We start from the raw sequence: 24,780 nt of genomic DNA on the forward strand, positions 1-24,780 counted from the left end.
GTGCGCGTTCTGCTGACCGGTCACCAGGGGTATCTCGGCAGCGTCATGGCGCCCGTGCTCGCCGACGCGGGCCACGAGGTCGTCGGCCTGGACAGCGGGCTGTTCGCCGACTGCGTGCTCGGTCCCGAGCAGCCCGACCCCGCCGGGCACCGCACCGACCTGCGCGATGTGCTGCCCGCGCACCTGGACGGCGTCGAGGCCGTCGTGCACCTGGCCGCGCTGTCCAACGACCCGCTTGGCTCGCTGGCGCCGGAGATCACCTACGAGATCAACCACCACGCCTCCGTCACGCTCGCCAAGCTGGCCAGGGACGCGGGCGTGCGGCGGTTCCTCTACGCCTCCACCTGCTCGGTCTACGGTGCCGCGGGCGAGGATCTGGTCGGCGAGGACGCGCCGCTGCGGCCGGTGACGCCGTATGCGGAGAGCAAGGTCCGCGTCGAGGGCGACCTTGCCGAACTCGCCGATGACGACTTCAGCCCGGTGTACCTGCGCAATGCCACCGCCTTCGGCTTCTCGCCGCGGCTGCGGGCGGACATCGTGCTCAACAACCTGGTGGGCCACGCGGTGCTGACCAAGCAGGTGCGGGTGCTCTCCGACGGCACGCCGTGGCGGCCGCTGGTGCACGCCCAGGACATCGCCTCGGCGTTCCTGGCCTGCCTGGAAGGGCCGCGGGATGCCGTGCACAACACGGCGTTCAACGTCGGCACCGAGGTCAACAACGTCACCGTCGCCCAGATCGCCAACACCGTGGCCGAGGTGGTGCCCGGTGCCGAGGTCGTGATCACCGGCGAGGCGGGCGGCGATCCGCGTTCCTACCGGGTGAGCTTCGCCCGGATTCGACAGGCGCTGCCCAAATTTGATCCACTGTGGACGGTTCAGGCGGGGGCCGTCGAGCTCTACACCGCCTACACCGCGCACGGGCTGACCGAAGAAGACTTCCGGCAGCGCTACATCCGGCTGGCCCGGCTTGCCGAGCGCAGGGCGGCGGGCGAGATCACCGACGACCTCAAACCGGTATAGGCGGTGAGTCCCTTACCCCGCAAGCCGATCCCGCAACGCGACCCAGGTGCCCGCGTCGGCGTCGCGTCGGCTCAGCACGCTCACCGGCAGCGGCCAGTCGACGCTCAGGTCGGGGTCGTCGAAGCGGACCGCCAGGTCCTCGGCCGGGTCGTGCTCGGCGTCGATGCGGTAGCAGACGTCGGCCTGCTCGGTGAGCGCCTGGAAGCCGTGCAGGAAGCCCGCGGGCACGTACAGGTGCGCGAAGGCCACATCGTCCAGCAGGAAGCTCGCCTGCCTGCCGAAGGTGGGCGAATCGGGCCGGGCGTCCACCAGCACGTCGTGCACGGCGCCGCGGGCGCAGCGGACCAGCTTGGCCTCGCCGCGGCCCGCCCTGCCGTGCAGTCCCCGGAGGCCGCCGCGCCGGGTGCGGGACTGCGAGTCCTGGATGAACGAGGCCGGGTCGAGACCGTGCGCCGCCGCGATGGCCGAGTCGAAGGTGCGGGTGAAGAACCCGCGGTCGTCGTGATGCGGCTTGGGCACGAACAGCAGCGGTCCGGCCAGTTCACAGGTGCGCACGTCCACGGCTACATCCTGCGGGTGCCCCGATGAGCGCGGCGACCGGGGTGGCCTGCCGCTTCTGCCGGGGCGGGCGCGGCCAGGTGGTGCTCGACCTGGGCAGGCAGCCTGCCTGTGACGACTTCCCCGACGCCGCCGATCCCGGGCCCGACCCGGTGCATCCGCTGCGGCTCTGGCTGTGCGCGGGCTGCGGCCTGGCGCAGCTTGTGGAGGACCCGACGGTGGCCGAGGAGCCGCGCGGCGCCGAGCCGCTGGCGCTGGTGCGGCAGGCCGAGCAGGCCGTCGCGCTGGCCGCTGCGGCCGGGCTGCTGCCCGCGGGAGCGGTGGTGGCCGAGTACGGCAGCCCGCACGGGGGCTCCTGGCTCAAGCCGCTGTCCGAGTTGGGGCTGTTCCCCGCCGCCGAGCGGGAACCCGCCGAGGTCGTGCTGGACTGCTTCGGTCTGATGCACGCCCCCGACCAGGCCGCCGCGCTCGCCGAGCGGGTCGCGCGACTGGCACCGGCCGGGGTGCTGCTGCTCCAGTACCACCCGCTGGCCACGATCGTCCGGTGTGGACAGTGGAACGCGCTGCGCCACGGGCACTACGCCTATTACTCGACCGCCGCGCTCACCGGCATGCTCGCCGAGCACGGACTGGTGCCGACCACGGCCTGGGAATTCGACCTCTACGGCGGAACGGTGCTGCTGGCGGCGACCGCGGGCGGCGCGCCGGACGAGACGGTGCGGCGTCTGCTCGCCGCGGATGCCGCCGCCGGGCTGATGGCGCCCGCGGGCGTGCGGGAGCTGTCCCAGGCCGCCGAGCGCAGCGCGGAGGCGTTGGCGCGCTGGCTGATCGACGCCTATCGACAGGGCCGGAAGGTGCTGGGCTACGGCGCTGCCTCCAGGGCCGTCGCGCTGCTCTGTCGGGCCGGGGTGGGCCCGGAGGTGCTGCCCGCCATCGCCGACGCGGCCGCCGCCAAACAGGGACGGCGGATGCCCGGCAGCGGGATCCCGGTGGTCTCGCCCGCCCAGCTGCTGGCGGAGCGGCCGGACGAGGTGCTGCTGTTCCTGCCCGACCTGCTGTCGGAGGTGCGGGAAGCGCTGCCCGAGGTGGAGGCGGCCGGACGGCGTTGGGTGCTGGCCGAACCGGAGCCACGCGAGGTTGCGCCAATTGGAGTACTACCCTTGCCGCCAGGTGTCACGAAAGAGGCGCTGCCGGCGATAGCGGAGAAGTCTGGTCAGCTTGTCCGCACGGGAGTCCAGGTGAACAGCAACGTCAAGGTCAACCAGTCCGCCCGCTCAGCGCCGACGCTGGCGCGGGGTACCTCGGCTCCGCTGGCGGTGGGTCTTCCGGTCTACAACGGCGAGCCCTATCTGGCCGAGGCCCTCGGCACCCTGCTGGCGCAGCAGGATGTCGACTTCGAACTGTGGATCGCCGACAACTGCTCGACGGACTCCACCGAGGAGATCTGCCGCGAGCTCCAGAAGTCCGACAAGCGGGTGCGCTATCTGCGCCGCCCGCACAACGTCGGCGTGACGGCCAACCACAACCGGCTGGTGCACGAAGTGGGCAGCCCGCTGTTCATGTGGGCCGCCGCCGACGACTGCTACGAGCCCAAGCGGCTGCACCTGCTGGTCAAGGCGCTGGCCGACCGGCCGGAGGCGGTGCTGGCCTTCTCCGCGGCCAAGCAGATCGACTCCGACGGCACGGTGATCGGCTCCTGGCGCAACCCGTGCCGCACCGCCGACCCCGACCCGGTGGTCCGGCTGGCCGATTTGATCGGCCTTGAGCATGAGAACTATCACTGCTACGGCATCGTCCGGCGCGAGGTGCTGCTGCGCACCCAGCTGCTGCCGCCGGTGAAGAACAACGACCGCATCCTGATCGCCGAGCTCGCGTTGCACGGTCCGTTCGCCGAGGTCAACGAGGAACTGCTGCTGCACCGGCTGCATGATCACCGGTTGACCCAGTCGGTATCGTCGCGGGACTGGTACCGGACGCAGCGCACCGACAACCGCAAGCTCGTGCTGCCCAATGTGGAGGAAGCGGGCTGGTACCTGCGTGCCGTGCTGCACTCGCCGCTGGGCAGGCGGGAGCAGGTGCGCGCGATGATGGCGTTGCGCCCATGGTTTCGCGCCAACGCGTTGCCGATGGCCCGCAATGTGGCCCGAGCGGCCGTTGATGGCGCCCGCAGGATCGTCAAGCAGGAGTAGGCACGTACATGGACGCACTGGAAATCCTGCGGGTACTGCGGCGGCGCTGGGGACTGACCGTGGTGCTCGCCGCCGTGCTGGCCATCGTGCTCGGCTCGCTCGCCTTCATCGTCCCGCAGCAGCACCGGGCCAACGCCGAGGCGCTGGTGATCCGGCAGGCGGGCAACGACGGGCAGAACCCCTACGCCGTGGTGGACAAGGCCCAGGGCCAGGCGGCTTCGCTGGTGGTGCGGGTGCTGACCGCGCCGCAGACCAAGGAAGAGCTGGTCGCCAGGGGCGCCACCGCCGAGGTCGAGGCGACCAACGAGGGCGGGGCGCTGGACCCGGAGAGCCCGTTCATCACCCTGCTGGTGACCGGAAACGACCGCGAAGAAGTCGTGCGCACCGGGCAGATCGTGTTACAGCGGGCCCGTGACGAGCTCCGCCAGCGGCAGGACCAGGCCGGGGTGCCGCGCAACCAGCAGTTGGTGCTCACCGATGTGCTTCCGCCCGAGACCACCGCCACCACCAGGGCCGCGCAGCTGCGGGCCATCGGGCTGGGCGGCGCGCTGGGGCTGGTGCTGCTGGTGCTCGCGGTGGTGATCTACGACCAGGGCAGGCTCCGCAAGGAGATGCCGCTGCGGCCGCGCCCGCCGCTGGGCAGGCGACCCGGCATCACCGACACCGGCACCTTCCCGGCCGTTGGTCCGGCCGCGGTGCCGCGCAGGAAGGCCGCGCACCAGCAGCGCACCCAGCCTCCCGCCACCGAGAAGGTGCAGCGACCGGCCGATGAGTCCCCTACGCTGCAGATGCCCATCGCCGCCAAGGCCGACAGCGAACCGGAGCAGAAGTGACCCTGGCGCGTCCAGGGCATGCCAGAACCGCCGAGCCGCCACCGAGGCTGCTCAGCCTGCCCGCGCTCCGGATCTCACCGCAGCTCGTGCTCGCCCTGTTCGCGCTGCTGCTGGCGCTGCCGCAGAACAACGTGGTGGCGGGCGTCGGCGGCTCGGTCACGCCCGCCAGGATGATCGCGGGCGGCGCCGCGCTGTGGTGGCTGGTGGCCCGCCTCGGCGGCGGCTTCGGCCTGCGCCGCACCCGCAACCCGGTGCGCACCGTCATGCTCACCACCCTCGCCGTGCTGGCCGCCGCCAACGCGCTCGCGCTGGCGGGCGGGGTGCCGGACGCGCTGCTGTCCAACGGGGACAGAGCGACGCTGCTGTTGGTGCTGGCCTTCGGCGTTGGTCTGCTGGCCTGTGACGCGGTGGAGGGGCCCGCGGCGCTGCGCACCGTGATCGGCGCGGTGGTGCTCGCGGCCACCCTGTCCGCAGGTGCCGCGGCACTCCAGTTCGTCGGCTTCGACGCGCGGGCGCTGACCGCGCTGCCGGGTCTTGAGGTGCAGGGCCTCGGGGACGCCGACCTCGGTCGCGGCGGCCTGGAACGGGCGATGGGTTTCGCCAACCACCCCATCGAACTCGCCGCGATCTGCGCGGCAGGCCTGCCGCTGTGCCTGCACCTCGCCCGCTACGCCAAGCACCGGGTGCTCTGGTGGATCTGCGCGCTGGTGCTGGTCGCCGGGGCGCTGGCCACCATCTCCCGCACCGGCCTGTTGGGCATGGCCATCGTCGGAGTGCTGTTGCTGCCGCGGATCGGGCTGGTCACCTGGCTGCTGGCGATGTTCTGCGCCCTGCTGGGCACCCTCGTGTTCGGGCTGATCGAACCCCGGCTGGTCGAGGTGCTGAACAAGACGGTGCTGGGTTCCAGCAAGGACTCCAGCGTGCAGGCCAGGCTCGCCGACTACGAGTTCGTCTTCCAGCGACTGCTCAAAGCGCCGCTGGCCGGGCAGGGCTTCGGCACCTATCACGCACCGCCGCAACCGTTCCTGGACAACCAGTACCTGCTCACCATCGTCGAGTCGGGGCTGCTCGGGCTTGGCGTGCTGCTGGCGGTGCTGGTGGTGCCGATCGCGTTGATGTCGCGGGTCTGGCGGGGACACGGCGTGATCCCGGCGCGGCGCCGCGAGTTCCCGGTGGTGCGGGATGCCGCGTGGGCGGTGGGCACCGGCCTGACGGTGTGCGCGGTCAGCTTCGGTACCTTCGACGCCTTGGCGTTCCCCCAGTTCGAAGGATTCACCTTCCTGCTGGTCGGGCTGGCGGGAGCGGTTGCGGCACAGGCGCTGCCCGGACGTTCCGTCGGCGCACGCACCATCGTGGAGGAACCGAGTTGACGTTGCTGATCGCGGTGGTGACCTACAACTCGGCTGCCGAGCTGCCGGGTCTGCTGGCGAGCCTGCCCGCGGCGCTGGAGGGCGTTGCGCGGTGGAGATTGGTGATCGCCGACAACGCCTCCGCCGATGACACCGTGGCGGTGGCCGAGTCGCTGACAGGCGACCTGCCCGCGACGGTGGTGAGTACCGGCGGCAACCTCGGCTATGCCGCGGGCATCAACGCCGCGGCCGCCCACGCCGAACCTGATGACGCGCTGCTGGTGCTCAACGCCGACGTCCGGTTGGCGCCCGGCTCGGTGGCCGCGCTGCTCGCAGCCTGCCAGGACGATTCGGTCGGCATCGCCGTTCCCGTCGTGACGGATGGGGGCGGCACGCCCGAACCGACCCTGCGGCGCAGGCCGACCGTGCTGCGGGCCTGGGGTGAGGCGCTGCTCGGTGGCAGGGCAGGCCGGTTCGAGGCGTTGGGCGAGCGGCTGCCCGCGACCGCCGGGGAGGCGGACTGGGCCAACGGCGCGGTGCTGCTGGTGCCCGCCGGGGTGCGGCGTCGGATCGGGCCGTGGCGGGAGGACCTGTTCCTGTACTCCGAGGAGGTCGACTACTGCCGACGCGTCACCGACGCGGGCTGGCGGGTCCGGCGGGTGCCCGCGGCGCGGGCCGTGCACCGCGGCGGCGAGGTCACGTCATCGCCTGCCCTGTGGGCGCAGCTGAGCACCAACAAGGTCGTGCACGCCGCCCGCTGGGACGGCCAGCTGGCCGCGGTCGGGGTGTGGTCGGCGCTGGTGGCGGGCTCGCTGCTGCGGCTGCCGCTATGCCGTGGCACACATCGCGCGGCACTGGCCGCGCTGTGGTCAGGGCGTAGGGCATTGTTGCGGGGAGAGCCAACGAATCCGGCCGCGGGCGAGGACTTCCGCCGTCGGATCGCGGTGTCGGCGTTGGGAGGTGGCCGACGGTGAGCGCGCGCGACTACGCGTTGCTGCCGCGTCCGGTGAAGGACGCGCTGCGCCGCTGTGTTGGCCGCTACGTCATCGGCGAGCGCTGGTGGGCGCTGAAGTTCGCGGCCGAGCGGGCCGCCGCCCGAGCCGCCGAGGACGCCGAGGCGACCGGTCTCGCGGCGGGGCTGCCTGCACTGCCCTCGGCCACCGTCGCGGTCGTGATGCCCACCTATCGCAGGCAGGAGACGCTGGCCGCGGCCGTGCGCAGCGCACTGGCGCAGACCGTGCGGGACGTCGCGGTGATCGTGGTGGACGACGGGGGCGGCGAGACCGACGGACTGCCCGAGGACACCCGGCTGACGGTGTTGCGGTTGAGCCGCAACCACGGCAGCCCCGGGCTGGCCCGGAATGTGGCGATCCGGCTGTCCCGCTCGCCTTTTGTCGCTTTTCTCGACGACGACAACACCTGGCGACCCGATCACCTCGAGCAGGCGCTGGCTGGAATGAGTCGGACGGGCGCCGGACTCGTATACACAGCGGTGCGGAGGTTGCGCTCCGACGGCACGGAACTGGATGTCCTGGAAAAACCGTTCAGTCGGCGTGCCCACCGTGACGAGGCCTGGGTCGACGTGAATGCCGTTGTGGTTCGGCGGTGTCGTGAGCTGCGGTTCGACCCATGGGCGCGGCCGCGGTGGGTACATCCCCGGGAGGACTGGGAGATGGTGCACCGGTTGTCCGGGATACTGACCGTCGCCGCGTTGCCCGCGGTGACGGTGGATTATGTGGTGCACTCCGGCAGTTACTTCACGGAATGGGGCCAAGCGGCATTGGCGGCTGAGGCGTGACCGATACCGAGACCGGGCTGGGCGGACGCTTCCGCCGCGGGCTCGGTCTGAGCCTGCTGAACACGCTGCTGTCCAGGCTCGGCACGTTCCTGCTCGGCGTGGTCCTGGCCAGGTTGCTCGTCCCGCACGAATTCGGCATCTACGCCACCGCGCTGGTGGTGCAGAACCTGCTGCTGACCTTCAACGACCTCGGCGCGGCCGCCGCCGTGGTGCGGCGCAAGGGCGATGTGCGGGCCCTGCTGCCCACGGCGTGGACGGTGTCGGTCATCGGCGGTGTCGTCGCGTTCGGTGCCTGTCTGCTCGCCGCACCGCTGCTGGCCTCGGCGCTGGGCAGCCCCGACGCCACCGACATCGTGCGGCTGCTGTCGGCCAACGCGCTGCTGGACGGCTTCGCCGCCGTGCCCGGCGCGTTGCTCACCAGGGAGCTTCGCCAGGCGCGGCGGTTGGTCGCCGACCTCTCGGGCACGGTGCTGAACCTGCTGCTCACCGGCCTGCTGGCGTTCCTCGGCTTCGGCGCGTGGTCGCTGGCGATCGGCCACGTGTCGGGCACGCTGCTGGTCGTGGTGCTGCTGCTGATCCTGACCGGGCAGCTACCGCGGTTCGGCTTCGACAAGCGCTACTTCGGCGAGGTGTCCCGCTACGGCGTCACGGTGGTGGCCTCGGCCCTGCTGCTGGTGTTGTTGCAGAGCACCCCGCAGGTGGCGACCGGCAGCATGCTGGGCGTCACCGCGCTGGGCTTTCTGTACCTGGCGAACAACGTGGCGAACTGGCCGGTCTCGGTCATCTCCACCACAGTGGAGCGAATAGCACTGGCCACCTTCTCCCGGGCCAGGGAGTCGGGGGCTGACCTGGACAAGGCCGCGGGCGGGGTGGTCGGCTTAGTGGCCGCGGCGACCTTGCCGGGCTGCGCCGCGCTCGCCGTACTCGCCCATCCGATCGTGATCGTGCTGTACGGGCAGGCCTGGGCGCCCGCGGCCACCGTGCTGGCGGGGCTCGCGGTCGCGGCGATGGCCAGGGTGCTGGCCGAACTGGTGTTCAACCTGCTGGTGGCGGTGGGCTCGGTGCTGTCCTCGGTGCTGCTGCAGGCCATGTGGCTGATCGCGCTGGTGCCTACCACCGTGCTGGCCGCGATGTGGTGGGGTCTGCCGGGTGTTGGCTGGGCGCAGGCCGCCGTCGCGGTGTTCGTGGCCCTGCCCGCCCACGCCTGGGGACTGCGGCGGGCGGAGATCCATCTCCGAGTGATCAGCCGGAGCTGTGCGTTCCCGTTGGTCCTGGGATTACTCACCGCAGTGACACTTCTTGGCCTGCGCGCACTGTCGCTCAGTCCGGTACTCACGATCGTTCTCGGCGGGTTGTTTACGGCCCTGGTGGTGGCTTTTGGCTACCTTCGACTCAGGCACCGAGTGGAAGCCGCTCTCACTTCGGGCGAACCGGTTATTGAAACGGTCAAACAGCCTGCATAAAGTTCCTTAGCGCTGCCAGCAGGCACCGGTGGACGAGAGGATGATGGCTCTTGACCAGAACACGAAGACTGGTGGGGCTGTCGCTACTCGTCCCGTTGCTGGCCGTCGGCTGTCACGACGCCGCGCACAAACAGGCCGAAGACCTGCACGAACTCCAGCTGCTGGCGCCGCAGTCACAGACCGCGACTCCGACCGTGCCGACCACATCGCCCACCACCGTGAGCAGTCCGGCCCAGGCCGCCCCCGCGCCCTACAGTCCCTACGCCGTCACCAAGGGCTTCTACGTCGACCCCACCACGAACGTGGCGCAGTGGGTCCGGAAGAACACCGGTGACCCGCGAGCCCCCCGGATCGCCCAGCTGATCGCGAACAAGCCGATGGCCAAGTGGTTCGACAGCTGGAACGGGCAGGTCAAGCAGGCCATCAACGAGTACGTCAGCGGCGCCGCGGCCAAGAATCAGCTACCCGTCGTTGTCGGCTACAACCTCCCGCACCGCGACTGCGGCCAGCACTCCTCGGGCGGGGTGGGCACCCCCGCCGAGTACAAGGCGTGGGCCCGTGAGGTCGCCGCGGGTGTCGGCGACCGGCCCGCGGTGCTGATCCTGGAGCCCGACTCGCTGATCCACCTGCCCTGCCTGTCCACCCAGGCGCGGGAGGAGCGGCTCGACATGCTGTCCGACGCCGTCGCCGCGCTGGGCACCGGCGCCCCGAAGACCTGGGTCTACCTGGACGGCAGCGACGGCCGCTTCACCCCGCCGTCGGTGATGGCCGAGCGGCTGGCCGGGGCCGGGGTGAAGAACGCCCGCGGCTTCGCGGTGAATGTCTCCAACTTCAACACCACCGAGGCCGCCACCCTCTACGGCCAGCGCGTCCAGCAGGAACTTCAGCGACGGCACAACATCACCTCAGGGTTCCTGGTGGACGTGAGCCGCAACGGCAACGGCTCCGACGGCACCTGGTGCAACCCGCCCGGTCGCCGCATCGGCGGCAACCCCCAGGTCGGGGGACCGCGCGGGGTGGATGCGTTGCTCTGGGTGAAGAAGCCGGGTGAATCCGACGGCGACTGCGGGGCCGCGCTAGGTTCTGCCTCCGGCGAGTTCGTCCCAGACCTCGCGGCGTCGATGCTTGGAGGATGAGGTGCCGGTAGTCCAGGTTGGTCCCGCCGCCGTTCACGACCTGGACTTCGACCAGGCTCTACAGCGGATTCTCGCGCTGGCGCGGGCCACCGGTGGCGACCGCCAGGTGGTCGTCACGCCGAACGCGCAGCACCTCGACCTGCTGCGGCGCGACCCGGAGTTCGCCGCCGCCTACCGCGACGCCGCGCTGGTGCTGCCCGACGGCTGGCCGCTGGTGCTCGCGATGCGGCTGCGCGGGGCGTCCGTGGCAGGCCGGGTGACCGGCGCGGACCTGTTCCCGGCGCTGTGCGCGGCCGCCGCCCGCGAGGACATCCCGGTGGCACTGGTGGGCGGCCGGGACAACGCCGCCGAGGTGGCCGCCGCCCGGCTCACCGAACGCCACCCCGGCCTGCGGGTGGCCTTGATCGACTCGCCGCCGCTCGGCTTCGACACGGACACCGAGGCCACGGCGGCGCTGTGCGAGCGCATCACCGCCTCCGGGGCGGGCCTGGTCTTCTACGGGCTGGGCGCCCCCAAGCAGGAGCTTTTCGCCGCCAAGACCGCGGGCCGGACCGGTCCCGGGGTCGCGGTCTGCGTCGGTGCCGCCATCGACTTCATCGCGGGCGTGCAGACCAGGGCCCCGGAATTCTGGCAGCGCAACGGCATCGAATGGCTGTACCGCATCGTCAAGGAACCCCGCCGTCTTCTGTGGCGCTACGTCAGCGCGGCCCCGATCCTGCTCCGCGTCATCGGTTCCTCGGCCCTGCACCGCCTCCGCACCCGTTCCGCCTCCTGACCGTCAACCTGAGCCGAAGCAGACGAAGCCGTGCTCGTCGTGGGCGTTCTGCGCGGTGGCGATCGCTTGGGCGGGTGCGGCGCCTGCCGCCCGTGCCGCGTGGAATCGGCGCATCACCGCGGCCGTGGCCTCGTCCGACACCGGGGCGACGCCCGCGATCAGGGTCGCCGTGCCGCCGGTCAGCAGGGCCGCGGTCAGGCCCATGAGCTGCTGGCCCGGCTGGGAGCCCGATCTGCCCGCCTCGCACGCCGAGAACACCACGATGCGCGGCGCGGTGGCGATCCGTTGGAGGTCGTAGCCGAACAGCGGGCCGTCCGCCAACTCCAGGCTGGAGAACATGGGCTGGTCCTCGCGGAAGTGGCCATGGGCGGCGATATGCGCCAACTCGGCGCCCTCCAGCGCCGCCAGCACACAGTCCACAGTGGACGATTCGGCTGGTATCAGTTCGCCGCCGTGGTCGCGCTGGAGTGCGGTGACCTCCTCGGCGGCGTGGGTGAGCCGAGGTCCCGCCACCCAGATCTTCCGCCCACCGGTCGGCCCGCGGCGCTGGGCTTTCAGCCAGTGCGCCACCGATGGGCTCACCGTCACCGGTCGGCTCCGGCAGGACGGCAGGGCCGACCACGGGACGGCGTGCAATTCCGGGGGCGCCGCGAGCACCACGCCACGGTCACCGATCCGCCGCCACAGCGGGCCGAGCACCATCGAATCGACCGTCGCGGCCAGGTCGGGGAAAGCCGCCGCTGCGCAACCGCCACGCATTCGGTTGCGCAGCGCGAAAGCCAGACCGGAAAGACCCGCCGAGATTCGGGCGAACTTCCCGATCTCATGGGTCTCGGCGCGGTTGTCCACAACCGTCACAGCCATCAACAGGTCGTTGTGGATAAACGGCGAGATCAGTATGCGGCCGTTCAGAGCGGTGGTCAGCGTGCCGAGGGAGATGGCTTCGCCGCCGAGAGCCGATGGGCGGGTGGTTCTGGTGCGGATCAGTCGTTCCAACCGCGCCGCCCGCGGCGACGAACCGTATGGGGTCGCGGTGAGCGAGCGCAGCTCCGCCAGCTCGGCGGCCAGCTCCGGGTCCTCTGGTGGCAGCACGTGCGGGGTGGCCAACGACAGTGCCCGTGCCTTATCGACCCACCGCAAGACAGCAGCAGGACGGTTCTCCGCCAAGGCCAGCTCAACGGGCTCCCGGGTCAGGGCGGTGAGCGAGCCCACCGGCAGTCCGAGGCCTGCGGTGCCCGCCAGCAGCCGGACACCGCGGCGGCACGCGGCGAGCAGCGCCGAACGATCACCTGCCAGCTTGGCCAACCGCGCTTTCGCCACCTCGGTCAGCACCTTGGCTTGCGCGGTGCCGTTCCCGCGCCACCGGGCGGCCGCCTTCAACGCCGCGACCGTGCCGCCCGCCAACCGAAGCTCCATGGCGGGCACCAGCCAGCCGTGCAGTTCGCACGCCGCGGCCGCTGCCTCCACATCGCTCCCGCGACCGGCCGCGTGTTCGGCCTGGAGCCGACGGGCGGTCGCCAGGGCGAGCCAGCCCGCCCTGCGCTGCTCCCGGAACAGGTCCTCGGCTGCCGCCGCCAGGTCGCCCGCCTGCCAGGCATCCCCGGCGAGCAGGGCGCAGTGGGCTGCCGTGAGCGTGGCCTCGGCGAGCGCCGCCGACTTGCCCTGCCGCGCCAGCAGGTCGACGGCCGTGCGCAGCTCGCGGCGGGCCTCGCCGAGCAGTCCACCGAGGTTCAACGCCGCGGCGCGGTCCAGCAGCGCCTCGGGATGGACCGCGGGGTCGAGGCCGCTGCGGATGGCCGCGTCGAAACACGCCAGGGCACGGGGGATGTGGCCGTGCATCAACGCGATCCAGCCGCGGTTGTGCAGCAACAACGGCAGGCGCGCGGTGGCGTCGGTGCGGCGCAACGCGTTCTCGGCGGCGGCCAGATCCGCGTCCGCGGCGGCGAACTCGCCGAGGTAGCAGCGAGACAGGCCCCTGGCGTTGAGGGCGTTGGCCAGCCAGCGCGTTTCGCCCAGCCGTTCCAGCTTCGGGATCAGCGGTGTCAGCTCGGCCACCGCCCTGGCGTGGACACCGGAGGACCACCAGCTGATGCCCTCCAGACAGTCCGCCAGCACCCGGTCGACGTCGGTGGTGATCTCGGACCTTGGCGTCAGCAGTGCGCGGCAGGCCTCCGGGTCGCCCTGCTCCAGCCGGACCCAGGCCAGCAGGCGGCGCAGCCGGTCCGCGGTGACGTGGTCGCCCTGTGCCAGCGCCTTGCCGAGCGAGGCCTCGGCGATCTCGCCCGCCGTGCCGAGGTCGCCGCGTTCGATGTGGGCGGTGCACATGGCGTGCTCCAGCCCGAGCCGGTCCTCCGTGCCGCCGCTCAACGCGGTCGCCGCGCTGAGCAGTAGGTGCTCCGGTGCGGCGACCGCGAAGTCCTGCAGGTCCATCACGCCACCGTCCACTCGCCCGCCAGCGGGCCACCGCCCGGCACCAGCACCAGCAGCCGCCACGGACCGCGGATGAAGGACTCCACCTGGAAGGCGCCCGCGGAATCCAGTGCGGCGCGGACCGACGCGGACGGGTGTTGCAGCACGACGGACACGGTCCGCGGGACGGCGATCCCGGCGATGCGAACCGTACGGTCGTCCAGCCGGTGGACCTCCAACTCAACCGAGACGCCGTCGCCCGCGAAGGTCAGCAGGCGGCTCGCGGTCTCGCGCAGCGCCACCGCGGGAGTGGCGACCAGTTCCAGCGGGCCAGGACCTGCCAGGGCGTCGACCACGCTCGGAGCCAGCAGCGCGGCTTGGCGTACATGAGCGGGCATAGGGTCGCGGCGGCGGAACAGCTCGGCCAGCGCCGCCAGGGTCGGATCGGTCATCCAGCCGCCTCCTCGAACCCGGTGGCGGTCAGCCAGTTCTCCTTGAGCTTGCGCAGACAGCGCGACCGGGTCGGTCCGATGCTGCCGACGGGCATGCCCAAGGCGCTGCTCACCTGCCCGTAACTCCACGGGGGTGACTCGGCCAGCACCCTGAGCAGGATGCGGCACCGCTCAGGAAGTCGGGCGAACGCTCCCCACAGCTGCGCGTCCCGCTCGGCCTGCAGGATCTGGTGCTCGGGATGCATCGGGTCGACCCCGGCCGGGGCCGGGCCGGGATCGAGGTCGAGCTCGCGCCGGGATGCGGCGTGCACCCGTTGCGCCTCGCGGCGGGTGGTGGTGACCAGCCAGGCGGCGAGGCGGGGCGGATCGGCCAGCGTGCCCACCTTCTCGGCCAGCTTCAGCCAGGTCGCCTGGACCACGTCCTCGGCGTCGGAACCGGTCAACCCCGCGGAGCGGGTGACCGCCCACACCAGGTCGCCGAAGGTGTCCACGATCCGCCGCCACGCCAACTCGTCCCTGACCTCGGCTCGTCTGACCAACTCGGTCAGCTCTTCCCCGGTCACCCGTACCTCCTCCGCCCGCACCGCCAAGACGGGACTTGGAGTGGGAAAGCGCTGTCAGCGCTCCATGGCGGGGATCTTGTCCCCCGAAGGTGGACGTTGGGTGATCATCGGCAGCCGGTACTCCATCTCGGCGTTCGCACGGGCCGCGGTGGGGTTCTGACCTGCGCGGAGTCCGCAGGCCACGGCGCCTGCCACCTGCGGGGCGGCGAAGGAGGTGCCACTCCACCGGGCGAATGTGTACTCGCGGTGCTCGGTGTCCGGTGTGCTGCCCTCGCCGGATTGCAGCCGCACGAAGCTGCTCACCACGTCCACGCCCGGCGCGGCGGCGTCCACCCACCCGCCGCGGGCGGAGAAGGAAGCGAGGCCGCCGTCCGGGTCGGTCGCGCCGACGGCGCAGACCTGCGGCAGGGCCGCGGGCCAGAACGGGCGGCTGGAACCGTGGTTGCCCGCCGACGCCACCACCACCGTGTTGCCGTGGTGGCCGAGTTCGGCGCGCAGCGTGGCGGGGCAGCGATCGTCGGCGGTGTGGCAGCCCGAGGTCAGCAGCACCACGTCGATGCGTTCGCCGCGGGACTCAGCGGTGTGCCGCAGCCTGCGCAGGCCCGCGGTAATGGTCAGGTCGTCGGTGAAGCCCAGCGAGGACAGCACCCGCCGGTGCAGGACCGACACGCCCGGTGCCCGCTGGAGCAGCACGCCGGTCACGAACGTGCCGTGGCCCGCCTGCCGGTCCTGGCCGGAACCGTCGTCGGCGTCCAGCACCTCTGGCGCGTGGCCCCACGCCGAGAACCACTCCCGGCCCGCGAACCACGGGTGGGCGTCCAGACCGGTGTCCAGCACGGCCACCGTGACCGGCGGGTCCCAGTGCTCGTCGGCGGGCGCGGGCGGCGCGTCGGCGTCGCCCGCGATAGAGCCCGTGCCGAGCCCGATCGGGGTGCCCAACACGATCGGCGAGCCGAGGTGGACGTAGTTGGCCGCGACCAGGCCGTCACAGGCCGCGCCCGCGTCGGCGGCGATCTCCACGGCCCGGTCCTTCTCCGCGGGCCGCAGCCGGAGTCGGGCCAGTCGCAGATCCTCGAAGGTCTCCACCCCGTCAAGCCACCGGTCGAGGTGGGCGGTGGCGGGCTGGAGCGACTCCGCGGAGACGATCAGCTCACCGGGCCTGATCACACATTCGGCCGCGCCGCCGGGGTCGTACACGGCGAGGTCGGCCGCGTAGCGGCGCCAGCCGTCGACCAGCTCGGTCAGCGTGTAGCTCTCTCCCCCTACCTGCATAAACGTACTGTGCAGCAGTCGGGGTATGCCTGGGCGGACAAGCGGGGGGCGACACGCGTGCAACTCACCCGGAGGGGTGACGTGGACGGAACGTGATCACCTCAACCCGGATGGTGGCACCAAGGGCGCCTTACGGGTGGTTAGCACTCAAGAGGCTCCGAATACCGCAGGCCAGGACTACCGTTATGGAATCGCGACCATTCGTACCGGGTTTCGTTCCGCGCTCGGTGGAAAGGTCGGTTGTACGAGCAGGCTAGGTAAAGGGTTGGTGATCGCGGTGCGCGACACCGTGGCGGTGCGCGGCAGCCGAATTCGGCTGCGTGCTGTCGCGGTGAAGGCCGCCCTGGTCGGGGGTTTCGCCGCGGCCGCCTGGCTGACCGGGACGTCTGCCGCCGCCGCCGACGAGGGGTGCGGCGGGAGCGTCCCGGAGATCGGTCTGCCCGGGCTGAGCCCGTGCCCGGCGACCACACTGCTCCGCGGTCCCGTGCTGGGCGACACCGTATCGACGTCGACCCAACCCGCCGGGCCCGCGGGCTACCTGCTGAGCGAGCAGGTGACCGCGGTGCCGGACACGGCCATCGGCACGTTGGCCTTCGTGGTCCCGCCCCAACTGCTGCCCGCGACGCCCGCGTCCGAGCGTCCGATGCCGCAGTCCGCGACGGACATGGGGACGGGTGAAATCGGCCCGCAGTCGCCGATGGGCCTGGCAGCGGCGGACGGCGAGCCCGCGGCCGTGCCTGCCGATATCGCGAAAGGCCTTGGCGTCGACTCCGCCGCGTTGGCGGCGGCGGTCACCGCCGAGCAGGCACTGTCCGTGATCCACCAGGAGAAGGCGCTGCACTCGGTCAAGCACCCGCGCGGCAAGGCGTTCAAGGCCGTGCCGCGGCGGCAGGGTGCCGACCAGCAGGCGCCGCAGCGACCGCTGCCCGAACCATTCGCCCCGCTCCCGCCGTTGCCTGCCCCCTCGGCTTCGGCAAGCGCGGGCGGAGACAACACAGGCACCCGCGGTGGTCCGCACCCGGCCCTCGCCGTCCAACCCGAGTTGGCGGCCCCGGTGCCGTGCATGACCCCGCAGGGTGGCTCGGTCGGTGGTGCCGCGGGCACCTCGATCCGACCCGCCACCTCGCCTGATTAACCGACCTCGGTCAGGGGTCCGTGCCTGGCCTGCCCGCTGAGGCAGGCGCCGAATCCGGCACCGACAGGCAACAGGCTCCGCCCGTGGATGCAGGGCCCGACATCGGCCCCACACGGGTAACCCGGTGGGCGGGGCACCTCACCGCCCCGCCCGCCCTCAAAGCCCCCCTATCCGTCCGACCGCGCCCGGGCGGATCGGGGCGTAGCTCCGGCGCCGCGCTGCCCCCGCGGCGTCGGGGCTCTCCAAACAACCGCCGACCGGCGCGACGAGGGGCCGCGCCGGTCGGCGGATTCCAGCCGTTCACCTTGGCCGGCTACGTTTGTCTTGTGCTGCCCAAGATCGAAGTCGCCCAGCGCCCCGGCGCGCGGTCCATGGAAGACAAGGTCGTGGTGCTGGATTCGGCCGTGGTCGTGTTGGACGGCGCGACCAGCGTCCGCCCGCTGCCCTACAGCGGGGGCTGGTACGCCGAGAGACTTGCCGAGGACCTCGCGGAACGGCTGCCCCGCTCACCCGAGCAGGAATTGGCGCAGGTGCTGCACGACGCGATCGCCGCGGTCACCGCCGAGTACGGTCTGCGGCCCGGTGATTCGCCGTCCAGCACCGCGTCGCTGCTGCGGTGGACCGAGGACCGGATCGACATCCTGGTGCTGGCCGACAGCCCGGTGGTCGTCTTCAACGGGCATGGTCCGAAGGTCGTGGCGGACGAGCGGCTGGCGAGAATCCCCCGCAAACCGGGCGGCTACCGGAAACGCCTGCGCGACGGCGGCGGCTTCGGTGAGGGGCACCTCGCCGCGTTGCGGGCCAACTCCGACCACTACGCGGGCTGGCGCAACCGCGATGGCGGCTTCTGGGTCGCCGAGGCGGTGCCCGAGGCGGCGTGGGAGGCGATGCGCACCTCGTGGCCGCGCTCCGCGGTGCGGGCGGTGCTGATGGCCAGCGACGGCGTGTCCTGCGGGGTCGACGACTACGGCATCTACCCCGACTGGTCGGTGGTGCTGGACCTGGCCCGCCGCGACGGTGTCCAGGCGGTGCTGGACGAGGTCCGCGCGGCCGAGGAGTCCGATCCGGACGGTGCCCGCTGGCCCCGCCCGAAGTGCCACGACGACCAGAGCCTGGTGCTGATCGAGTTCTGAGCGGCTGGTCAGCCCGCGGTGGAGCCGGTCGTGACCGTGGACTGTGCCCGCGACCGGTGATCCTCGGCGAGGATGGCCCACAGGTCGTGGTCGGCGTACCGGCCGCCGACATGCAGGTAGCTGCGCATCAATCCCTCATGGTGGAAGCCGTTCCTGGTGACCAGCGCGGTCGCGGCGGCATTGCCGACGCCGATCGGGGCCATGATCCGGCGCAGTCCGGCGGGGCCGAATGCGTGGTCCAGCACCAGGTGCAGCGAGGTCTCCGCGGCCGCGGTGCCACGCAGGTCGGCCGCCACCCAGCAGCCCGCCTCGGCGGTGCCCGCCGCGCGGTCGACGCGGTCCAGCACGAACTCGCCCGCGAGCCTGCCGTCCACGGTGATCACGAACGGCAGCGCGAAACCTCGCCGGGCCGACCTGCGCAGCGCGCCGCACCGGTCACGCCACGCGCCGGGCGTGATGCGCTGTGCCCAAGGAAGATCCGAGCTTGGCCACCACGGTTCCAGCGACCGCTGGTCGGACCTGACCAGTCGGGTCCAGGCGGCGGCGTCGCCGGATTCGGGCGGGCGCAGGGCGACCAGCCTGCCGCCGCGGGCGACCGGGCCCAGCCGGGCAGGCCAGCCGGGATGTTCCGGACGCACTCGCCTGCGGACCGCGGCCAGCACCGCCCGTGGTGTCATCCGACATCACCCCACATTGCCCGAACACTCGCACAATTCCGGTCGGCTGCTTAACGATTCCGACCAATAAACGGCGTGGGCGAGCAGAACGTTGAGATCACCGCGACACAACTGTGGCGTGTTGGCGTCAGGGCGGAGAAGGGTCAGATTCGGCGGGGAGCGGCGGTGCTGCGCAACGCGGGCGCCACCGGCCTGCCGTGCAGCAGACCGTCCACCGAGCCTGCCTCCAGTGCCTTGCGGTACACCAGCAGCGCGCCGCGGAACGCGTCCACGGTCTGCTCGATGTCCTCGTCGGTGTGCGCGGCGGAGATCACCAGCGACTGGCCGAGGACGCCGCGGCGGAGCAACTCCTGCAACAGCAGCGTGCGGAAGGCCTGCGACGGCTTGCCCTCGGCGTCCTTGCTGGTGAAGACCAGGCAGGACGGCCTGCCGATGGCGGCCACCCGGTCCAGCACGCCGATCTCCGCCGCCGCCGCGTTGACCCCTTCGGCCAGACGCGTGCCCTGGCGCTCCATCACCGCGATGGGGTCCTCGGCCCGGTAGGCCGCCACCACCGCGCGGAAGGCGGCCAGCGAGACCGACTCCGGCCCGTGGGTGGTGGACATCAGGAACGTCCGCGGCGCGTCGGTGCGCAGCCCACCCAGTTCCATCAGCGAGCGCTTGCCCGCCAACGCGGAGACGGGGAAGCCGTTGCCCATCGCCTTGCCCCAGCAGGACAGGTCGGGGGTCACTCCGTAGACGGCCTGGGCGCCGCGCTCCGACCAGCGGAAACCGGTGATCATTTCGTCGAACACCAGCACCGCGCCGTGGCGGTCGCACAGTTCGCGGACCCCCGCCAGGAAGCCCGGCGCCGGTTCGGCCAGCGCGGTCGCCGCCTCCAGCACGACGCCCGCGATCCGGCCGTCGTGTCGCGCGAACAACGCGGTCAGCGAATCGAGGTCGTTGTAGCGGAACGACACGGTGAGAGCCCGAACGGATTCGGGAATTCCGGCATTCATCGGCACCTGGCCGATAAACCAGTCGTCAACGGAAAAGAACGGCTGATCCGCGCACAGGGCGATGAGGTCCCGACCGGTCGCCGCCCTGGCGAGCCGGACCGCGGCGGTGGTGGCATCGGAGCCGTTCTTGCCGAACTTCACCATCTCGGCACCGGTCACCAGGTCAAGGAAGTCCTCAGCCGCGGCCAGTTCCAACGTGGTGGGGCGGGAGAAGCTGAGCCCGTCGGCGAGGACCGCGCGGACCGCGTCGACCACCGGTGCGTAGCCATGGCCCAGGGTGACCGCCCGCAGGCCCATGCCGTACTCGACGAACCGGTTCCCGTCGGCGTCCCAGACCCGAGCGCCCTGGCCGCGCACCAACACCGGCGCCATGCCCTCCGGGTACTGGTCGGCGCCCCTGGCGTAGGTGTGCGCACCGCCCGGCACGAGTTCATGCAGCCGCGACTGCAGTTCACTCGACCGCTCGAAACCCGGCTGACCTGCGCTCATGGGCACATCATGCCCGGTGCTCAGCTCGCGGCAACCAGCGCGGGGGCGGCGGACGCCGAAGCACACCGCTCCTCCGCCAGGATCGCCCATAGCTGGTGATCGGTGTACCGGCCGCCGACGTGCATGTGGCTGCGCAGCAGGCCTTCCCGCCGGAATCCGGCCCTGGCCAGCAGCAGCGCCGCCGCGCGGTTGCCGACGCCGACCGGAGCGACGATGCGGCGCAGGCCCACCGGCCCGAAGGCGTGGGCCAGGGCGAGGGTCAGCGCCACGGCACCGACGGAGGTGCCGCGGAAGTCGGAGGAGATCCAGCCGCCGATCTCGGCGGTGCCGTTGGGCCGGTCGATGCGGTCGATCACCAACTCGCCCGCGATGCGATCGTCGGCCAGCACCACGAACGGCACGGTCTGGCCGCGGCGCGCGGCCCGACGCAGTGCCCCGCAGCGCTCCCGCCACGCGGTCGCGGTGATCCGCGCGTCCCAGGATTGGTCGGAGGTGGGCCACCACGGTTGCAGCGCGGCCTGATCGGCGTACACCAGGCGGACCCAGTCCTCGGCGTCGCCGGGAACAGGCGGACGCAGCCGCACGAATCGGTCATTGCTGAGGATGGGGCCGGGTTCGGCGGGCCAACCCGGGTGCTCCGGCGCGATCCGTCGGACAATCGCTCGCAGAATCGCCGATGGTGTCATCTGTGACCATCCACTGCGCGGAACTCCTAGTCAGCCGGTGCCGGTGTCGCCCCGACTGTTTATCGCGGCCGCATTACACAATCGAGTGTCGTTACCGTTCTGGTGTTGTCACGCAAGGCCCATAAAGTGGCCCCGCACCCGAAGAGCACGGCCCAGCGAGGAGGACCGGTGTCCGCACAGCCGTCCCAGGTCTGCCTGATCGCCCCGTACCCACCGGGCAGGAGGGCACTCGGCGGCGGTGGCTGGGTGGACCGCCGGGTGCTCGCGGCGCTGCGCGACGTGGATCTCACCGTGGACCTCATCACAGTGACCGGCCCCGATGGCCGCTGGCGGGAGGACGGCTTCGACGGCGAGTCGGCGGGCGGGGTGCCGCTGGAGGTGCGCGGCGACCGGGCGGCGCTGCTGCGCATCGCGGGCGGCATGCTGATCAGCCCGCAGCCCTACCTGACCCGCAAACTCACCGTCTTCCCCGGCTGGCCAAGGCTTGTCGACCTGGTGCGCCGCCGCGCCGAAGGGCGCCCGGTGATCACCAGCGGCTGGCCCGCCCTCGTCGCAGCCTCCGCCGCCAAGGTGCCGGTTGCCGCGCATATCGCGCACAACGTGGAGTCGGTGATCGCCGCCGAACACGCGCCGCGCCCGCTGCGGCTGCTCGGCGAAGGCCTGCGGCTGCCGCCGGCCGAACGCAGGCTGCTCCGCTCGGCGCGCCGGGTGTTCGCCCTGTCCCGCAACGACGCCGAGGTGATGCGCTCCTGGGGGGTCAACGCCGCGACGCTGCCGCTGCCGCTGACGGCGGCACCCGCCGCCGAGCGCCCCCGCACCGTCGGCTTCATCGGCAAGGCGGGCTGGCCACCCAACGCCAGCGCGCTGCGCGCCCTGCTCGGACCGGTGCACGAGGCACTGGCCGCGGCGGGCAGCGACGTGGAGTTCGTGCTGGCGGGCAAAGGCACCGAGGAGTTCGCCGACCACCCGAGGGTGCGTCGGGCGGGCTGGATCGAGCGGGAAGCGGACTTCTACCGAGAGGTCGGCCTCGTCGTGGTGCCGCGCTTCGGTGCCAGCACCGGCATCAGCGTGAAGATGCTGGAGGCCACCGAATACGGCGTGCCCGCGGTGGTGCCCGCCGCACTCGCCGACGCCGTCGACCCGGCGGGGCCATGGATCACCGCCGAGACCCCCGCCGAAACCGCCGAGGCGATCATGCGCTGGACCGAGCGCCCCGAAACCGGCGACCCGCGCCCCTGGCTGGCAGCCCAGGACCCGGCGAAAACCGCGGGCGCCCTGCGCGCGGTGCTTTAGCCGCAGAGACCGCTGGATGGCGTACGGCGGGTGCCCTAGCCCGCCAGCCGGTGCAGCCTGCGCAGGGCCTCGTCGATCACGTCGTCGCGTTTGCAGAACGCGAAGCGCACCAGGTGGCGGGCGGTGTCCTCGTCGTCGCAGAAGACCTGCACCGGGATCGCCGCGACCCCGATCTTGGCGGGCAGTTCGCGGCATAGCTGGTAGCCGTCGGTGAAGCCCAGCGGGCGGACGTCGGCGCAGACGAAGTAGGTGCCCTCGCTGGGGACCACGCCGAAACCAGCCTCGGCGAGGCCCTCGGTGAGGCGATCCCGCTTGTTCTGCATGTCCTTGCGCAGCGCCTCGACCCAATCCAGTTCGTGGCGCAGCGCGTGGGCCACCGCGGGCTGGAACGGCGCGGCGCCGACGAAGGTCAGGAACTGCTTGACGGCCAGCACCGCCGAGATCAGTTCGGCGGGCCCGCAGACCCAGCCGAGCTTCCAGCCGGTGACGCTGAACAGCTTGCCCGCGCTGGACACGCACAGGGTGCGCTCGGCCATTCCCGGCAGTGTCGCGAGTGGACGGTGCTTGCGGCCGTCGAAGGCGAGGTGCTCATAGACCTCGTCGGTGATGGCGATCAGGTCGTGTTCGCGGCACAGCCGCGCGATCTCGGCCAGCTCATCGGCGGTGAGCATGGTGCCGGTGGGATTGTGCGGGGTGTTCACCACGATGGCGCGGGTGCGCGGACCGACCGCGGTCCGCAGCGCGTCCAGGTCGAGGCGGAACCGCTCGCCGTCCGACAGCAGCGGGACGACCTTGCGCACCCCGCCCGCCATCGCCACGTTGGCGGCGTAGGAGTCGTAGTAGGGCTCGATGAGCACCACCTCGTCGCCTGGCTCGACCAGCGCCATGATCGCGGCGGTGAGCGCCTCGGTGGCGCCGACGGTGACCAGGATCTCGGTGTCCGGGTCGTAGGACAGCCCGTAGGACGCGCGGTGCTCGGCGATCGCGGCCCGCAACTCCGGCGTGCCGCGGCCGGGCGGGTACTGGTTCACGCCGTCGGCGATGGCCTGCCGCGCGATCTCCAGCATGCCCGAGGGCCCGTCCGCGTCGGGGAAGCCCTGGCCGAGGTTCACCGCGCCGTGCCGGACCGACAACGCGGTCATCTCGGCGAAGATCGTGGAGGTGAACGGGCGCAACCGGGACACGAGTCTGCTCACACCGTGAGATCCTGCCATCTCCCGCCGTGGCGGCGGAGTGCGTGATCGGCCGTACCGGTGTTCCTGCGGAACAATCAAGGTGTGGACACCCTGATGGTCAGCGAGGCCGCCAAGCGCGCGGGTCTGGTCAGAATGAAATGGGTCGCGACCGGATTCCTGGTGTTCGCGACCCTGGTCTTCGCGCTGGCGCGATGGCAGGAGCACGCGGGCGCCCCGGTCTGGGTCGGCTACGTCCGTGCTGCCGCCGAGGCGGGCATGGTCGGCGCGTTGGCCGACTGGTTCGCGGTCACCGCGTTGTTCCGCAGACCACTCGGCCTGCCGATCCCGCACACCGCGATCATCCCCACCCGCAAGGACCAGCTTGGCGACAACCTCGGAGACTTCGTCGGCCTGAACTTCCTGTCCGAGCACGTGGTGCGGGACAAGCTCGCCAGGGCGGAGATCGCGGGCAGGCTGGGCGCCTGGCTGGCCCGGCCCGAGCACGCCGAGCGGGTCACCGCCGAACTGGCCGCCGCAGTGCGCGGCGCGTTCGCGGTGCTCAAGGACGAGGACGTGCAGGCCGTCGTCGAGCAGATCATCCTGCGGCGGATCGTGGCGCAGCCGTGGGGCCCGCCGCTGGGCAAGCTGCTCGGGCAGCTTCTGCACGACCGCTCGCACCACAAGCTGGTCGACCTCATCTGCGACCGCGCCTACGAGTGGGTGCGGGACAACCACGACACGGTCATGCGGGTGGTCACCCAGCGGGCGCCGACGTGGTCGCCGCGGTTCTTCGACGAGCTGGTCTCGGACAAGATCTACAACGAGCTGGTGGCCTTCGCCTGGGCGGTCAAAACCGACCACGACCACGCGATGCGGCAGGCGGTCGACCGCTTCCTGATCGAGTTCGCCGAGGACCTGCAGACCGATCCGCACACCATGGCGCGGGCCGAGCAGATCAAGTCGCAGGTGATCAACCACCCCGAGGTGCAGAACCTGGTCGGCGCGGCGTGGGCGACGGCCAAGAAGATGATCCTGGACGCCGCCGAGGACCCCTCCAGCGAGCTGCGGCGCCGGGTCAGGGACGCGTTGATCCAGCTCGGTGAGCGACTGGTGTCGGACGCCGGGCTGCGCGGCAAGGTCGACGGCTGGCTGGAGGACGCCGCCGCCTACGTCGTGTTGAATTATCGGAACGAGATCACCACGCTGATCACGGACACGGTGCGCCGCTGGGACGCGGCGGAGACCTCCCGCAAGATCGAGCTGCAGGTTGGTCGTGACCTGCAGTTCATCCGCATCAACGGCACCGTTGTCGGCGCGTTGGCGGGCTTGGCCATCCACACCGTGTCCCAGTTGGTGCTGTAGCCGTCCGATGCCGGA

General features: G+C 71.7%; 22 protein-coding genes. 13 read left to right on the forward strand and 9 right to left on the reverse strand.

What is annotated here, in order from left to right; all coding sequences use genetic code 11:
• Complete coding sequence (locus ACU6XJ_RS12005) at positions 1-1,020, forward strand: NAD-dependent epimerase/dehydratase family protein (protein WP_476309815.1); 1,020 nt, start codon at positions 1-3, stop codon at positions 1,018-1,020.
• Positions 1,021-1,032: 12 nt separating this feature from the next.
• On the opposite strand, the gene ACU6XJ_RS12010 is transcribed toward ACU6XJ_RS12005, so the two are convergent.
• Complete coding sequence (locus tag ACU6XJ_RS12010; RefSeq protein ID WP_476309818.1) at positions 1,033-1,581, reverse strand: dTDP-4-dehydrorhamnose 3,5-epimerase family protein; 549 nt, start codon at positions 1,579-1,581, stop codon at positions 1,033-1,035.
• Between the two features lie 23 nt (positions 1,582-1,604).
• On the opposite strand from ACU6XJ_RS12010, the gene ACU6XJ_RS12015 reads away from it, so the two are divergent.
• From ACU6XJ_RS12015 to ACU6XJ_RS12050, 8 genes are read left to right on the forward strand one after another with little or no spacing between them, the layout of a single operon-like run.
• Positions 1,605-3,767: a glycosyltransferase gene (locus tag ACU6XJ_RS12015; protein ID WP_476309821.1), complete on the forward strand. Its 2,163-nt coding sequence runs from the start codon at positions 1,605-1,607 to the stop codon at positions 3,765-3,767.
• Between the two features lie 8 nt (positions 3,768-3,775).
• A complete protein-coding gene (locus ACU6XJ_RS12020; RefSeq protein WP_476309823.1) occupies positions 3,776-4,600 on the forward strand; it encodes a hypothetical protein in 825 nt (274 codons plus the stop codon).
• On the forward strand, positions 4,597-5,970 hold the full coding sequence (locus tag ACU6XJ_RS12025) for an O-antigen ligase family protein (RefSeq protein WP_476309826.1): 1,374 nt from the start codon (positions 4,597-4,599) through the stop codon (positions 5,968-5,970). The genes ACU6XJ_RS12020 and ACU6XJ_RS12025 overlap by 4 nt, the downstream gene beginning before the upstream one ends.
• Complete coding sequence (locus tag ACU6XJ_RS12030) at positions 5,967-6,923, forward strand: glycosyltransferase family 2 protein (RefSeq protein WP_476309830.1); 957 nt, start codon at positions 5,967-5,969, stop codon at positions 6,921-6,923. The genes ACU6XJ_RS12025 and ACU6XJ_RS12030 overlap by 4 nt, the downstream gene beginning before the upstream one ends.
• Positions 6,920-7,747 carry a glycosyltransferase family 2 protein gene (locus tag ACU6XJ_RS12035; RefSeq protein WP_476309832.1) on the forward strand — a complete coding sequence of 276 codons (828 nt, stop codon included), beginning with the start codon at positions 6,920-6,922 and terminating at the stop codon, positions 7,745-7,747. The genes ACU6XJ_RS12030 and ACU6XJ_RS12035 overlap by 4 nt, the downstream gene beginning before the upstream one ends.
• Positions 7,744-9,210 carry an oligosaccharide flippase family protein gene (locus ACU6XJ_RS12040; RefSeq protein WP_476309835.1) on the forward strand — a complete coding sequence of 489 codons (1,467 nt, stop codon included), beginning with the start codon at positions 7,744-7,746 and terminating at the stop codon, positions 9,208-9,210. Before ACU6XJ_RS12035 ends, ACU6XJ_RS12040 begins: the two co-directional genes overlap by 4 nt.
• Before the next feature lie 50 nt (positions 9,211-9,260).
• A complete protein-coding gene (locus ACU6XJ_RS12045; RefSeq protein WP_476309837.1) occupies positions 9,261-10,346 on the forward strand; it encodes a glycoside hydrolase family 6 protein in 1,086 nt (361 codons plus the stop codon).
• Between the two features lies 1 nt (position 10,347).
• Positions 10,348-11,121, forward strand: coding sequence for a WecB/TagA/CpsF family glycosyltransferase (locus tag ACU6XJ_RS12050; protein ID WP_476309839.1), 774 nt, complete (start codon positions 10,348-10,350; stop codon positions 11,119-11,121).
• A gap of 3 nt (positions 11,122-11,124) precedes the next feature.
• Here the strand turns inward: ACU6XJ_RS12050 and ACU6XJ_RS12055 are convergent, their stop codons facing one another.
• Genes ACU6XJ_RS12055 through ACU6XJ_RS12070 form a run of 4 tightly spaced genes read right to left on the reverse strand, consistent with a single transcriptional unit; the run spans position 11,125 to position 15,817 of the window.
• Positions 11,125-13,551, reverse strand: a complete 2,427-nt coding sequence (locus ACU6XJ_RS12055) for a CHAT domain-containing protein (protein WP_476309842.1) — start codon at positions 13,549-13,551, stop codon at positions 11,125-11,127.
• Positions 13,551-13,982 (reverse strand): hypothetical protein, encoded by a 432-nt coding sequence (locus tag ACU6XJ_RS12060; protein ID WP_476309845.1) that lies wholly within the window; start codon positions 13,980-13,982, stop codon positions 13,551-13,553. Before ACU6XJ_RS12060 ends, ACU6XJ_RS12055 begins: the two co-directional genes overlap by 1 nt.
• Positions 13,979-14,545: an RNA polymerase sigma factor gene (locus tag ACU6XJ_RS12065; RefSeq protein WP_476309847.1), complete on the reverse strand. Its 567-nt coding sequence runs from the start codon at positions 14,543-14,545 to the stop codon at positions 13,979-13,981. The genes ACU6XJ_RS12060 and ACU6XJ_RS12065 overlap by 4 nt, the downstream gene beginning before the upstream one ends.
• 54 nt (positions 14,546-14,599) lie before the next feature.
• Complete coding sequence (locus ACU6XJ_RS12070; RefSeq protein ID WP_476309849.1) at positions 14,600-15,817, reverse strand: S8 family peptidase; 1,218 nt, start codon at positions 15,815-15,817, stop codon at positions 14,600-14,602.
• Positions 15,818-16,094: 277 nt separating this feature from the next.
• On the opposite strand from ACU6XJ_RS12070, the gene ACU6XJ_RS12075 reads away from it, so the two are divergent.
• Both ACU6XJ_RS12075 and ACU6XJ_RS12080 read left to right on the forward strand, forming a co-directional pair.
• The gene (locus ACU6XJ_RS12075) at positions 16,095-16,952 is read left to right on the forward strand and encodes a hypothetical protein (protein WP_476309851.1); all 858 of its coding nucleotides are present in this window, start codon (positions 16,095-16,097) and stop codon (positions 16,950-16,952) included.
• Between the two features lie 329 nt (positions 16,953-17,281).
• Positions 17,282-18,085, forward strand: a complete 804-nt coding sequence (locus ACU6XJ_RS12080; RefSeq protein ID WP_476313956.1) for a hypothetical protein — start codon at positions 17,282-17,284, stop codon at positions 18,083-18,085.
• 8 nt (positions 18,086-18,093) lie between these two features.
• On the opposite strand, the gene ACU6XJ_RS12085 is transcribed toward ACU6XJ_RS12080, so the two are convergent.
• From ACU6XJ_RS12085 to ACU6XJ_RS12095, 3 genes are all read right to left on the reverse strand, one after another.
• Entirely contained in the window at positions 18,094-18,762 is a 669-nt protein-coding gene (locus tag ACU6XJ_RS12085; RefSeq protein WP_476309854.1) for a GNAT family N-acetyltransferase, read from the reverse strand.
• A 143-nt stretch (positions 18,763-18,905) separates the two neighbouring features.
• Positions 18,906-20,249: a glutamate-1-semialdehyde 2,1-aminomutase gene (locus ACU6XJ_RS12090; protein WP_476309857.1), complete on the reverse strand. Its 1,344-nt coding sequence runs from the start codon at positions 20,247-20,249 to the stop codon at positions 18,906-18,908.
• A gap of 20 nt (positions 20,250-20,269) precedes the next feature.
• Positions 20,270-20,833, reverse strand: coding sequence for a GNAT family N-acetyltransferase (locus tag ACU6XJ_RS12095; protein ID WP_476309860.1), 564 nt, complete (start codon positions 20,831-20,833; stop codon positions 20,270-20,272).
• 270 nt (positions 20,834-21,103) lie between these two features.
• Here ACU6XJ_RS12095 and ACU6XJ_RS12100 point away from each other — a divergent pair, with 270 nt between their 5' ends.
• Positions 21,104-22,228, forward strand: coding sequence for a glycosyltransferase (locus tag ACU6XJ_RS12100; RefSeq protein WP_476309864.1), 1,125 nt, complete (start codon positions 21,104-21,106; stop codon positions 22,226-22,228).
• Positions 22,229-22,263: 35 nt separating this feature from the next.
• Here the strand turns inward: ACU6XJ_RS12100 and ACU6XJ_RS12105 are convergent, their stop codons facing one another.
• Positions 22,264-23,424, reverse strand: a complete 1,161-nt coding sequence (locus ACU6XJ_RS12105) for a pyridoxal phosphate-dependent aminotransferase (protein WP_476309867.1) — start codon at positions 23,422-23,424, stop codon at positions 22,264-22,266.
• A 93-nt stretch (positions 23,425-23,517) separates the two neighbouring features.
• Here ACU6XJ_RS12105 and ACU6XJ_RS12110 point away from each other — a divergent pair, with 93 nt between their 5' ends.
• Positions 23,518-24,765, forward strand: coding sequence for a DUF445 domain-containing protein (locus ACU6XJ_RS12110; protein WP_476313958.1), 1,248 nt, complete (start codon positions 23,518-23,520; stop codon positions 24,763-24,765).
• The last annotated feature ends 15 nt before the right edge of the window (positions 24,766-24,780 follow it).

It is taken from the genome of Actinorectispora metalli (assembly GCF_056323685.1).